We start from the raw sequence: 12,747 nt of genomic DNA on the forward strand, positions 1-12,747 counted from the left end.
CACCGCGCCGCCTGCTTCGCGGGCTCGCCCGCTCCCACATTGATCACTGCACGATCAGGTTGTTGAACAGCAGGTCCTCGACGATCGGCTTGCCTTCTTCCGCTTCCAGCACCTGCTGCACCTGCTTCAGCGCCTCCTGGCGAAGGTGTTCCTTGGCCTCGACATTGCTCATGTTGTCCACGGTCTGCTGGGTGAACAGTGCCACCAGCTGGTTGCGGATCAGCGGTTCGTGGTGCTTTACCGCCTTGGCCGCTTCGTCGCCGGTCACGCGCAGGGCCACATCGGCCTTGTACACGCGCAGCCGTGGGCCGCCGTCGAGGGCATAGTTGCCCACAAAGGGTGGGCTCAGGCTGATGTAGGCAACCTTGGGCGCCCCTTCCTTGGCTTCTTCGGCCATGGCCGCAGCCGGCAACAGCAGCGCCAGCACCATCAAGATCCACGCTTTCACGAATTCGCTCCTCAATACAGTTGGCGCCAGCTTACCCAGCACGCCGCTCAAACCCAAGCCCGGGCTTATGCCGGCTCATCAGGGCGGGCCATGCTCGTTGACCCGGCAAGCGGCCCTCCTACACTTATCGGCCACTACCCGCAAAGGAATAGCCCCGATGAAAGCTGTGTTGTGCAAAACCCTGGGTCCGGCGCGCGATCTGGTACTGGAAGACGTGGCCAGCCCGCTGCCGAAGAAAACCGAGATCCTGCTGGATGTGCAGGCCGCCGGTGTCAACTTTCCCGACACCCTGATCATCGAGGGCAAATACCAATTTCAGCCACCGCTACCGTTTTCCCCCGGCGGTGAAGCTGCGGGCGTGGTGGCAGCAGTGGGCGAAAAAGCCGGCGCGTTCAAGGTCGGCGACCGGGTCATGGCACTCACCGGCTGGGGTTCGTTCGCCGAGCAGGTGGCAGTGCCGTTCTACAACGTGCTGCCGATCCCGGCGAGCATGGACTTCACCACCGCTGCGGCGTTTGGCATGACTTATGGCACCTCGATGCACGCCCTGCGCCAGCGCGGCCAACTGCAAGCAGGCGAGACGCTGCTGGTACTGGGCGCATCCGGCGGGGTCGGTCTGGCGGCGGTGGAAATCGGCAAGGCCATGGGTGCGCGGGTGATCGCGGCGGCCAGCAGTGCCGAAAAATTGGCCGTGGCCAAGGCTGCCGGGGCAGATGAACTGATCGATTACAGCCAGGCCAGCCTGCGCGAGGAAATCAAGCGCCTGACCGGCGGCCAGGGTGTGGACGTGATCTACGACCCGGTCGGCGGCGAGCTGTTCGAACAGGCAGTGCGCGGGCTGGCATGGAATGGCCGGCTGCTGGTGGTGGGGTTTGCCAGCGGCAGCATTCCACAACTGGCGACCAACCTGGTGCTGCTCAAAGGCGCGGCGGTGCTGGGGGTGTTCTGGGGCGCGTTCGCACAGCGCCAGCCCGAGGATAATGCGGCCAATTTCAAGCAGCTGTTTGCCTGGCATGCCGAAGGTAAGTTGAAGCCGCTGGTGTCGCAGACTTATCCACTGGCCGAGGCTGGGGCTGCCATCGAGAAACTGGGGCAGCGGCAGGCTGTGGGTAAGTTGGTGGTGCTGATGCATTGATTTTTTCTGGGGCCGCACAGCGGCCCCAAAAATTCAAACTTCACGCAGGTTATGGCAACGCCTGAACCGCGCCTCCAGGTTGCGATCAGGCATCTGGTGGCTGCGCAATGCGTTCAAGGTCTGCTCGACATAGTCGCGGGTGGTGCCATAACGCCCTTTGGCACTGGCCAGGATCTGGCTGAGCAAGGTGTCCGGCAGGTTGCCGGCATAGCACGGCAAATGCCGTTCCAGCACAAAGCCCAAGGCCTGCACCTTGCTGCCGTCGCCCAGCCGGCAATTGAGCCAGTGCGGCCGATAGGCCGGGTACGGCATCTCGCGTTGCCACAGGGCCATCAGCGAATCGTCCAGGTTGCTCTCATCCAGCCGGTAGGCAAAACCGCTGCAGGAACCACCGCGGTCCAGGCCAAACACCAGGCCGGGGGTTTCCGGTGTACCGCGATGTTCGTGCGACCACAGGTACAAGCCACGGTGATAGCCATGCACCCGTGCACGCTGGCGCTCCACTGAATTGCACTCCGGGCGCCAGATCAGCGAACCATAGGCAAACAGCCACACCGGCCCGCCCTGATGCCGAGACATGGTCGTCTTCATGGAGTTGAACAACTGGTCGCGAGTATGTTGCTGACCGAAGTCGAGTGCCGGAGGATACGAAACTTGCCAAGACATACTTTCAAGTGCCGACATAAGCTGCCGCCATTTATCCCTGTGAACTACGGATGTAGCGAGGTGCGATCAAGGTGCGGCCCCAAGCCTTGTGCCAAGGGCCTTGCACTAACCATAGGACAGAAATAGAGGAATACTCAAGCCCTTGAGCAAGACTTTAATGCGCGGTTCCGACGACTGGGGAAGTACTGTTTCAGCAACGGTGAAAGTTATTGGCCAAGGCGGTAACAATTACCGCCTTATACCCACTTGTTCCAACTTCGGTTATTAACCGCGTGGCGCGTAGGCAAACACATCCGCACGCATGCGATGTGCATCCATGCCGGCGTCGACCAGGGCGTCGAGGGTGGCGTAGATCATGTTCGGTGAGCCGCTCGCATACACATGCACGGTGTTGAGGTCGGCGATGTCCTCGCAGACCGCCTCATGCAACATGCCGCAGCGCCCCTCCCAACCGCACAGGTCACTGACGACCTGGTGCAGGAACAGGTTGGGCAAACGCTGCCATTCGTCCCAGTGCTCGATCTGGTAGAAGTCTTCGGGCCGGCGCACCCCCCAGTACAGGTGTACCGGGTGCTTGAAACCGTTGGCTCGGCAGTGCTCGAGCAGGCTGTGCATCTGGCCCATGCCGGTGCCGGCGGCAATCAAGACCAACGGGCCGTCGGGCAGCTCAGCCAGGTGGGTGTCGCCAAACGGCATTTCGATGCGCGCCAGCCCGTCACGCCTGAGCTGCTCGATCAGTTGCAATGCGCTGGGTTCCCGCGCCAGCACGTGCAGCTCCAGCTCACGGCCGGCGTGAGGTGCTGAGGCCAGCGAGAACGCGGCAGGCTTGCCGCCCTCGCGCTCGATCATCAGGTACTGCCCGGCGTGGTAACGCAAGGGCTTGCCAGCAGGCGCACGCAGGCGCACCCGCCAGACATCGCCACCCACCTCGACGCACTCAGTGACGCTGCACGCCAGCTTGCGCACCGGCAGCTCGCCCAAGGCGAGCACACCATCCCAGAGCAACACACAGTCCTCCAGCGGCTCGGCAATACAGGTAAACAGCTCGCCATGGTCACGGACTTCGCCGCCCTGGCGTACCCGCCCTTCGACCAACAACGCGGCGCAGACATGGCAATTGCCATTGCGGCAGCTATTCGGGCAGTCATAGCCCAACCGCCGCGCTCCATCCAGGATCCGTTCCCCGGGTTCCAGCGCCAGCACCGCCCCGGACGGCTGCAACGTTACCTGCATCAATCTATTCCCAACTGATCCCACAGCTCATCGATACGGCGGGTCACGGCTTCATCCTTGACGATGACCCGTCCCCATTCGCGTGTAGTCTCGCCCGGCCACTTGTGCGTGGCATCCAGGCCCATCTTCGACCCCAACCCCGATACCGGCGACGCGAAGTCCAGGTAGTCGATCGGCGTGTTGTCGATCATCACCGTATCACGCTTGGGGTCCATGCGCGTGGTGATGGCCCAGATCACATCGTTCCAGTCACGGGCGTTGATATCGTCATCGGTGACAATAACGAACTTGGTGTACATGAACTGTCGCAGGAACGACCATACACCCAGCATCACGCGCTTTGCGTGACCTGGGTACTGCTTCTTCATGGTCACCACCGCCATGCGGTACGAGCAGCCTTCAGGCGGCAGGTAGAAGTCGGTGATTTCCGGGAACTGCTTCTGCAAGATCGGCACGAACACTTCGTTCAGCGCCACACCGAGAATGGCAGGCTCATCAGGCGGGCGCCCGGTGTAGGTGCTGTGGTAGATCGGCTTCTGCCGGTGGGTGATGCGCTCGACGGTGAACACCGGGAAGCTGTCCACCTCGTTGTAGTAGCCCGTGTGGTCGCCGTACGGGCCTTCCGGTGCCATTTCGCCCGGGTGGATCACCCCTTCCAGGATGATCTCGGCGGTGGCCGGTACTTGCAGGTTGCTGCCACGGCATTTGACCAGCTCGGTGCGGTTGCCGCGCAGCAGGCCGGCGAAGGCATACTCGGAGAGGGTGTCCGGCACCGGGGTCACGGCACCCAGGATGGTCGCCGGGTCAGCCCCCAGGGCCACGGCAACCGGGAACGGCTGGCCGGGGTTTTTCTCGCACCACTCACGGTAATCGAGGGCACCACCACGGTGGCTGAGCCAGCGCATGATGACCTTGTTGCGGCCGATGACCTGCTGGCGGTAGATGCCCAGGTTCTGGCGGTCCTTGTTCGGGCCACGGGTAACGGTAAGGCCCCAGGTGATCAGCGGCGCCACGTCGCCTGGCCAGCAGTGCTGGATCGGCAGTGCGCCGAGGTCGACATCGTCACCCTCGACCACCACTTCCTGGCACACCGCGTCCTTGACCACTTTCGGCGCCATCGACACGACTTTCTTGAAGATCGGCAGCTTCGACCAGGCGTCCTTCAGGCCCTTGGGGGGCTCGGGCTCCTTGAGGAAGGCCAGCAGCTTGCCGATTTCGCGCAGTTCATCGACCGACTCGGCGCCCATGCCCATGGCCACGCGCTCAGGGGTGCCGAACAGGTTGCCCAGCACCGGGATGTCGAAGCCGGTGGGCTTTTCGAACAGCAATGCCGGGCCCTTCGCACGCAGGGTGCGGTCGCAGACCTCGGTCATTTCCAGGACGGGGGAGATCGGAACCTGGATGCGCTTGAGCTCGCCGCGCTGTTCCAGGCCACGGATGAAGTCGCGCAAGTCGCGATACTGCATGCAAAAGCCTCGTGTTGGCCGTATCGGTCGGGGTGCAGAGTGTAGCGCCGTTCGGGCATTGTTTGGGGGCAAAAATGCATTGGTGGCCGCTTCACGCCTTGGTCGGGACGCTTACCTTGCGCCTCACCGATTATGCGATACAACCTTTGACAACCCGATTCCAAGGGCCTGCAGCACCTTCAATACAGTCGATAATCTTGGGTCCCCATCAGCAGCCAAGGCTCGATAGAGGTTTGGACGCGCAAGCCCCGTGGCCTGGGACAGATTACCCATCCCACCACGCGCTTCCGCTACGCGTCGAACCGCCGTCAGAAAACCTGCGGCGCCACCAGGCTCATCTATTTCTTCAAGCGCAACGGCAAGATAATCGATGGCGAAAGACTCATCCTTGCGGAGCATTTCGAGAACACTTTCTTCATGCGAGCGTGTGCCGGTCATAGCGCTACCTTATGCCTCTGCCACAGAGATCTGGCTTGATCAATATCCGCCTGCTGCCGGTCTTTCGTGCCACCTCCGAGCAGGAAAATGATCTTCCGCCCGGAGATGGCGTAATAGACGCGCTAGCCTGGCCCGAAGTCCAGTTTCATCTCGAACACGCCATCACCCACTGGCTCGGTCACGCCAAAATGGCCCTGCGCCGCCCGGTCGACCCTTGTAGTGATTCGCGCCTTCACCCTTGTGTCACGAATGGTGTTCAGCCATGCCTGGTAAACATCCACATCATTAGCGGATATAACGTGATGAACTGCGTACATCCAAGTGTACCTTATAAGAGACATCCATGTGACGATTCATCAACCAGCCCGGCTTCGCTGGTCTTCGGGAGGCAGGAGGCAAATGCCTGGATCAGGCAGGCCCCCACGCCACAAGCAGCATGCTGGCCTTCGTTCGGCGTGCTGGCGAACGGTCTTTTGTGACAAACAGCAAAAAGCCGGGTTTCCCCGGCTTTTGCGTGATGCCTGCGAAGCTTACTTGCGCTTCATCGACAAGAAGAACTCGTCGTTGGTCTTGGTCTGCTTGAGCTTGTCGACCAGGAACTCGATGGCGGCGATTTCGTCCATCGGGTGCAGCAGCTTGCGCAAGATCCACATGCGCTGCAGTTCGTCGTCGGCGGTCAGCAGCTCTTCGCGGCGGGTACCGGAACGGTTGATGTTGATGGCCGGGAACACGCGCTTCTCAGCGATGCGGCGGTCCAGTGGCAGCTCCATGTTGCCGGTGCCCTTGAACTCTTCGTAGATCACTTCGTCCATCTTCGAGCCGGTTTCGACCAGCGCGGTGGCGATGATGGTCAGCGAACCGCCCTCTTCGATGTTACGCGCGGCGCCGAAGAAGCGCTTTGGCTTCTCCAGGGCATGGGCGTCAACACCACCGGTCAGCACCTTGCCGGAGCTCGGGATCACGGTGTTGTAGGCACGCGCCAGGCGGGTGATGGAGTCCAGCAGGATGACCACGTCCTTCTTGTGCTCGACCAGGCGCTTGGCCTTCTCGATCACCATTTCGGCAACCTGCACGTGGCGGGTTGGCGGCTCGTCGAAGGTGGAGGCAACCACTTCGCCGCGCACGGTGCGCTGCATTTCGGTTACTTCTTCCGGGCGCTCGTCGATCAGCAGGACGATCAGATGGCACTCGGGGTTGTTACGGGTGATGTTGGCCGCGATGTTCTGCAGCATGATGGTCTTGCCCGCTTTTGGCGGGGCGACGATCAGGCCACGCTGGCCTTTGCCGATCGGGGCGCACAGGTCGATGACGCGACCGGTCAAGTCCTCGGTGGAGCCGTTACCAGCTTCCATCTTCAGGCGCTTGTTCGGGAACAGCGGCGTCAGGTTTTCGAACAGGATCTTGTTCTTCGCGTTTTCCGGACGGTCGAAGTTGATGGTATCAACCTTCAGCAGAGCGAAGTAACGCTCCCCTTCCTTTGGCGGGCGGATCTTGCCGACGATGGTGTCGCCGGTACGCAGGTTGAAACGGCGGATCTGGCTGGGCGAGACGTAGATATCGTCCGGGCCGGCCAGGTAGGACGCATCAGCCGAGCGCAGGAAACCGAAACCATCCTGGAGAATCTCCAGCACGCCGTCACCCGAAATCTCTTCGCCGCTCTTCGCATGCTTCTTCAGCAGGGCGAAAATCACGTCCTGTTTGCGCGAACGGGCCATGTTCTCGATGCCCATCTGTTCGGCCATTTCCAAAAGATCGGTAATCGGCTTTTGCTTGAGTTCAGTCAGGTTCATAAGGGGAGTGACGTAATCATGTAAGAAGGGAGAATTAAGCTTCTGGCTTAATGAGGCCGCGCCGCTAGATGGCGACAGGATCGCGTACTGATTCGAATTAGGGATGCTTCGGCGACGGCATGTAGAGGGCACTGAAAAAGCAGTGCGAGGCCGAATGTAACACTTGCTTTTTTCTGCGTCTAGTGCTCTGAAAAAGAAAAACCCCGCAATTGCGGGGCTTTTTCACATCACAGGTGAGCGTCGAGGAACGCGGCCAGCTGCGACTTGGACAGAGCGCCCACCTTGGTGGCTTCGACGTTGCCGTTCTTGAACAGCATCAGCGTCGGGATACCACGCACGCCGTGCTTGGCCGGGGTTTCCTGGTTTTCGTCGATGTTCAGCTTGGCGACGGTCAGCTTGCCATCGTAGGTGGTAGCGATGTCGTCCAGGACTGGCGCGATCATCTTGCATGGGCCGCACCATTCAGCCCAGTAGTCGACCAGCACCGGGCCTTGGGCTTTCAGGACTTCGGCCTCGAAGGTGGCGTCGGTGACATGTTTGATCAGATCGCTGCTCATGGATATCTCCAGGGTCGTAAGCAAAAAAACGTTGCCCATCATAGCCGCACCCGCCGCCTACAGGAAGCCGCGGACGATTGAGTGTAACTATAGTTGTGCAAGACGCCGCGAATCGAAACTGTCATACAGCCGTCATAGAATCGAATGGCACATTGCCTTGCATCAAGGCCAGCACATCGGCTGCGTGTCACGCGTTGGCGACAGCCTGCTATCGTGGCACGATTGCCGGGTTAACGACCGAGAACAACCAGATCATGCCGCATACCATCGCGAAGAACCTGTCCCTGATCGCCGCCATCGACCTTGGCTCCAACAGTTTTCACATGGTCGTGGCCAAGGCCCACCATACAGAAATCCGCATTCTCGAGCGGCTCGGCGAGAAGGTTCAGCTTGCCGCCGGCATCGACGAAGAGCGCAAGCTCAGTGAAGAGGCAATGGAACGAGGCCTGGATTGCCTCAAGCGCTTTTCCCAGCTGATCAACGGCATGCCGGCAGGCTCCGTGCGTATCGTCGGTACCAACGCCTTGCGCGAAGCGCGCAACCGTAACGAGTTCATCCAGCGCGCCGAAGCCATCCTCGGCCACCCGGTGGAGGTCATCTCCGGCCGTGAAGAGGCGCGCCTCATTTACCTGGGCGTGTCGCACACCCTGGCCGACACACCCGGCAAGCGCCTGGTGGCGGACATCGGCGGCGGCAGTACCGAGTTCATCATCGGCCAGCGCTTCGAGCCGCTGCTGCGCGAAAGCCTGCAAATGGGCTGCGTCAGCTTCACCCAGCGCTACTTCCGTGACGGCAAGATCACCCCGGCCCGCTACGCCCAGGCCTACACCGCCGCGCGCCTGGAACTGATGAGCATCGAGCATGCCCTGCATCGCCTGACCTGGGACGAGGCCATTGGCTCGTCCGGCACCATCCGCGCCATCGGCGCCGCCATCAAGGCCGGCGGCTTGGGCAATGGCGAGGTCAACGCCGAGGGCCTGGCCTGGGTCAAGCGCAAGCTGTTCAAACTGGGCGAAGTCGACAAGATCGACTTCGACGGCATCAAGCCGGACCGGCGCACCATCTTCCCGGCGGGCATGGCCATTCTCGAAGCGATCTTCGACGCGCTGGAACTGCAGCGCATGGACCACTGTGACGGCGCCCTGCGTGAAGGCGTGCTGTTCGACCTGCTTGGCCGTCACCACCACGAAGACGTGCGTGAGCGCACCCTCAATTCGCTGATGGAGCGGTACCACGTGGACCAGGGCCAGGCTGCACGCGTGGAACGCAAGGCACTGCATGCCTTCGACCAAGTGGCCGACGCCTGGGAGCTGAAAGATGGAAACTGGCGCGATCTGCTGGGTTGGGCGGCGAAAGTGCACGAAGTCGGCCTCGATATCGCCCATTACCACTACCACAAGCACGGCGCCTACCTGATCGAGCACTCCGACCTGTCGGGCTTCTCTCGCGAAGACCAGCAGATGATGGCCCTGCTGGTGCGCGGCCATCGCCGCAACATCCCCAAGGACAAGTTCGCCGAGCTGGGTGAAGAGGGTATCAAGCTGCTGCGCCTGTGCGTGCTGCTGCGCTTCGCCATTCTGTTCCACCATATCCGGGGCAACCAGCAGATGCCGAAGGTGGTACTGAACGGTGGGGACAACAGCCTGGATGTCGCCTTCCCTGAGGGCTGGCTGGAGCAGAACCAGCTGACCCAGGCCGACTTCGCCAACGAGGCGGAGTGGCTGGCCCGGGTCGGCTTCGTCCTCAGCGTACGTTGAGGACCGGGTTGCTCAGGCGCTCCAGCAGGGTCGCCTGGGCACTGCGCGGGTTCTGGTTGCCGGTCGGGGTGCTGCGCACGTAGCGCCCGTCTGGCTGCAAGGTCCAGGCGTGGGTGTTGTCGGTCAGGTAGCTTTCCAGCTCCTTCTTCACCCGCAGCAACAACTTCTTGCCTTCCACCGGGAAGCAGGTCTCGACGCGCTTGTCGAGGTTGCGCTCCATCCAGTCGGCACTGGACAGATAAATCTGCTCCTCGCCGCCGTTGAGGAAGTAGAACACCCGCGTGTGCTCAAGGAAGCGGCCAATGATCGAGCGCACCTGGATATTGTGTGAAACCCCGGGAATACCTGGGCGCAGGCAGCACATGCCACGCACCACCAGGTCGATTTTCACACCCGATTGGCTGGCCTTGTACAGCGCCTTGATCACCTTGGCGTCGGTCAGCGAGTTGAACTTGGCAATGATGTGCGCCGGCTTGCCTTCGAGGGCGAACTGGGTTTCCCGCGCGATCATGTCGAGCATGCCCTTCTTCAGGGTGAACGGCGCGTGCAGCAGCTTTTTCATGCGCAGCGTCTTGCCCATCCCGATCAGCTGGCTGAACAGCTTGCCCACGTCCTCGGTAAGAGCGTCGTCAGAGGTCAGCAGGCTGTAGTCGGTGTACAGGCGGGCGTTGCCGGCGTGGTAGTTGCCAGTGCCCAGGTGGGCATAACGCACGATTTCGCCCTGCTCGCGGCGCAGGATCAACATCATCTTGGCGTGGGTCTTGAAGCCGACCACGCCGTAGATCACCACCGCACCGGCCGCTTGCAGGCGGCTGGCCATCTGCAGGTTGGACTCTTCGTCGAAGCGCGCGCGCAATTCGATCACCGCAGTGACCTCCTTGCCGTTACGCGCCGCGTCCACCAGGGCATCGACAATTTCCGAGTTGGCCCCGGAACGGTACAACGTCTGGCGCACGGCAAGCACATGCGGGTCCTTGGCGGCCTGGCGCAGCAGGTCGACCACCGGGGTGAAGGACTCGAACGGGTGCATCAGCAGGATGTCCTGCTTGCTGATCACGCTGAAAATGTTGTCGGCGTTCACCAGCAGCTTGGGGATCGCCGGGGTGAACGGCGTGTACTGAAGCTCCGGGTGGCTGTCCAGGCCGGTAATGCTGAACAGGCGGGTAAGGTTGACCGGGCCATTGACCTGGTACAGCTCGCTTTCGCTGAGGCTGAACTGTTTGAGCAGGTAGTCCGACAGGTGTTTCGGGCAGGTGTCGGCTACCTCCAGGCGTACGGCATCGCCGTAACGGCGCGAGAACAGCTCGCCGCGCAGGGCGCGGGCCAGGTCGTCGACTTCTTCGGAGTCCAGCGCCAGGTCAGCGTTACGGGTCAGGCGGAACTGGTAGCAGCCCTTGACCTTCATGCCCTGGAACAGGTCGTCGGCGTGCGCGTGAATCATTGACGACAGGAACACGTAGTTGGCACCCGGGCCGCCCACTTCTTCAGGCACCCGAATGACCCGCGGCAGCAGGCGTGGAGCCGGGATGATCGCCAAGCCCGAGTCGCGGCCGAAGGCATCGACCCCCTCCAGCTCGACGATGAAGTTGAGGCTCTTGTTCACCAGCAGCGGGAACGGGTGGGTCGGGTCCAGGCCGATCGGGGTGATGATCGGGGCGATTTCGTCGCGGAAATAGCGGCGCACCCAGGTCTTGAGTTTGGGCGTCCAGTAACGGCGGCGAATAAAGCGGATGTGGTGCTTTTCCAGCTCCGGCAGCAGCACGTCGTTGAGGATCGCGTACTGGCGCTCTACCTCGAAGTGCACCAGCTCGCTGATGCGCGCCAACGCCTGGTGCGGCTGCAGGCCGTCGGCACCGGCCTGTTCACGGGCGAAATTGATCTGCTTCTTCAGGCCGGCGACGCGGATCTCGAAGAACTCGTCGAGGTTGCTGGAGAAAATCAACAGGAACTTGAGGCGTTCGAGCAGTGGGTAGCTCTCGTCCAGGGCTTGTTCCAGCACCCGGATGTTGAACTGCAGCTGCGAGAGTTCACGATGAATGTACAGGCTGCTGTCGTCCAGGCCAGGGACGGCAATTGCCGGGGCCGGCACGGGCGCGGCTACCGCAGCCACAGGCTCGGCCACCTGCTCCTCTACGGGCTCGGGCTCGGGCTCGGCCGCCGGCGGCAGGTCTGGCGGGGTCTGCACCATCTCTTCTGGGAGCTCCTGGGCATCCTTCATCGCGACAGGGGTGAGCACTTCATTATTCATCTGGCGTTCCTGAGGACGTTAACGCCCTATCATCAATTGAGCGGCAAGATAAGCGCCCATTATGACGCCTGTGTGACACACCAGGGCAAGCCATGGCGCGTGGGCTCTGGCATTGTCTGTGTAGGAATTGTTCACGTCGAGACACATTTGGACACTTTCACGAATGCGCGCGAAGGGGTAGGCTGCGCGTTCATTTCGCCAGCACCTCAGAAAATGCTTCAACAATTCCTGCAGGATTTCGGCTATTTTGCCCTTTTTCTAGGCACCTTCTTCGAAGGCGAGACCATCTTGGTGCTTGCGGGTTTCCTTGCATTCCGTGGGTACATGGACATCAAGCTGGTGTGCCTGGTGGCGTTCCTGGGCAGCTATGCCGGCGATCAGCTGTGGTACTTCATGGGCCGTCGCCATGGGCGCAGGATCCTGGCACGCAAACCGCGCTGGGAAGCCATGGGTGCCCGGGCGCTGGACCACATCCGCCGTCACCCCGACATCTGGGTGCTGAGCTTCCGCTTCGTTTATGGCCTGCGCACGGTCATGCCGGTGGCCATTGGCCTGTCGGGCTACCCGCCGCGCCGCTACCTGCTGCTCAATGGTATTGGCGCGGCCGTCTGGGCAATTGCCTTGGGCGCGGCCGCGTACCACTTCGGTGCCATCCTCGAAGGCCTGCTGGGCAACGTGAAGCGTTACGAGCTATGGGTGCTCGGTGGCCTGCTGGGTCTGGGTGCCTTGTTGTGGTTGCGCCGGCGCTTCCGCGCTTTGCGCGCGGAGCGCAAGGCGGCAGACCAGGCCCAGGCCCCAGAGGCTGAACAGGCTGTAGACCACGAGCAACCACCAGAGCAGCGGCGCGACCACCGCTAGCCCCAGTGCGCCGGCCAGGTACAGCGCCGGCGCATTCGCCACCAGCCGCGCCAGCTCCAGGCGCGCAGCCCAGGGCCGGTTCTCCAGCAACGCGCCCAGCACGAACAGACCAAATGCCATCAGCGACCAGCCAAGCACCAGCGCCGCGACC

11 protein-coding genes and 1 pseudogene are annotated in these 12,747 nt (G+C 61.8%); 3 read left to right on the forward strand and 9 right to left on the reverse strand.

Going from position 1 to position 12,747, the window contains the following annotated elements; translation table 11 throughout:
• Positions 1 to 43 precede the first annotated feature (43 nt).
• Positions 44 to 448: a flagellar basal body-associated protein FliL gene (locus AC07XM_RS10730; RefSeq protein ID WP_016489751.1), complete on the reverse strand. Its 405-nt coding sequence runs from the start codon at positions 446 to 448 to the stop codon at positions 44 to 46.
• Between the two features lie 157 nt (positions 449 to 605).
• Between AC07XM_RS10730 and AC07XM_RS10735 the strand changes: the two genes are divergently transcribed.
• Entirely contained in the window at positions 606 to 1,583 is a 978-nt protein-coding gene (locus AC07XM_RS10735) for an NADPH:quinone oxidoreductase family protein (RefSeq protein ID WP_023048874.1), read from the forward strand.
• 33 nt (positions 1,584 to 1,616) lie between these two features.
• Here AC07XM_RS10735 and AC07XM_RS10740 read toward each other — a convergent pair whose 3' ends face one another.
• From AC07XM_RS10740 to trxA, 7 genes and pseudogenes are all read right to left on the reverse strand, one after another.
• The gene (locus tag AC07XM_RS10740; RefSeq protein ID WP_016489753.1) at positions 1,617 to 2,267 is read right to left on the reverse strand and encodes a gamma-glutamylcyclotransferase; all 651 of its coding nucleotides are present in this window, start codon (positions 2,265 to 2,267) and stop codon (positions 1,617 to 1,619) included.
• Between the two features lie 246 nt (positions 2,268 to 2,513).
• On the reverse strand, positions 2,514 to 3,482 hold the full coding sequence (locus AC07XM_RS10745; protein ID WP_016489754.1) for a CDP-6-deoxy-delta-3,4-glucoseen reductase: 969 nt from the start codon (positions 3,480 to 3,482) through the stop codon (positions 2,514 to 2,516).
• Entirely contained in the window at positions 3,482 to 4,948 is a 1,467-nt protein-coding gene (ubiD, locus tag AC07XM_RS10750; protein WP_016489755.1) for a 4-hydroxy-3-polyprenylbenzoate decarboxylase, read from the reverse strand. Before ubiD ends, AC07XM_RS10745 begins: the two co-directional genes overlap by 1 nt.
• A gap of 123 nt (positions 4,949 to 5,071) precedes the next feature.
• The gene (locus AC07XM_RS10755) at positions 5,072 to 5,386 is read right to left on the reverse strand and encodes an addiction module antidote protein (protein WP_016489756.1); all 315 of its coding nucleotides are present in this window, start codon (positions 5,384 to 5,386) and stop codon (positions 5,072 to 5,074) included.
• Positions 5,383 to 5,703: pseudogene (locus tag AC07XM_RS10760) on the reverse strand (type II toxin-antitoxin system RelE/ParE family toxin). Before AC07XM_RS10760 ends, AC07XM_RS10755 begins: the two are co-directional and overlap by 4 nt.
• A gap of 213 nt (positions 5,704 to 5,916) precedes the next feature.
• Positions 5,917 to 7,176: a transcription termination factor Rho gene (gene rho, locus AC07XM_RS10765; RefSeq protein ID WP_003253661.1), complete on the reverse strand. Its 1,260-nt coding sequence runs from the start codon at positions 7,174 to 7,176 to the stop codon at positions 5,917 to 5,919.
• Positions 7,177 to 7,403: 227 nt separating this feature from the next.
• The gene (gene trxA, locus AC07XM_RS10770; RefSeq protein WP_016489757.1) at positions 7,404 to 7,733 is read right to left on the reverse strand and encodes a thioredoxin TrxA; all 330 of its coding nucleotides are present in this window, start codon (positions 7,731 to 7,733) and stop codon (positions 7,404 to 7,406) included.
• A gap of 254 nt (positions 7,734 to 7,987) precedes the next feature.
• Between trxA and ppx the strand changes: the two genes are divergently transcribed.
• The gene (ppx, locus tag AC07XM_RS10775; protein ID WP_016489758.1) at positions 7,988 to 9,490 is read left to right on the forward strand and encodes an exopolyphosphatase; all 1,503 of its coding nucleotides are present in this window, start codon (positions 7,988 to 7,990) and stop codon (positions 9,488 to 9,490) included.
• Here the strand turns inward: ppx and ppk1 are convergent.
• Positions 9,477 to 11,738, reverse strand: coding sequence for a polyphosphate kinase 1 (ppk1, locus tag AC07XM_RS10780; protein ID WP_016489759.1), 2,262 nt, complete (start codon positions 11,736 to 11,738; stop codon positions 9,477 to 9,479). The two genes, ppx and ppk1, sit on opposite strands and share 14 nt — an antisense overlap.
• 213 nt (positions 11,739 to 11,951) lie before the next feature.
• Between ppk1 and AC07XM_RS10785 the strand changes: the two genes are divergently transcribed.
• On the forward strand, positions 11,952 to 12,596 hold the full coding sequence (locus tag AC07XM_RS10785) for a DedA family protein (RefSeq protein WP_172455925.1): 645 nt from the start codon (positions 11,952 to 11,954) through the stop codon (positions 12,594 to 12,596).
• Positions 12,597 to 12,747 lie beyond the last annotated feature (151 nt).

It is taken from the genome of Pseudomonas sp. GW460-LB5 (genome assembly GCF_059423245.1).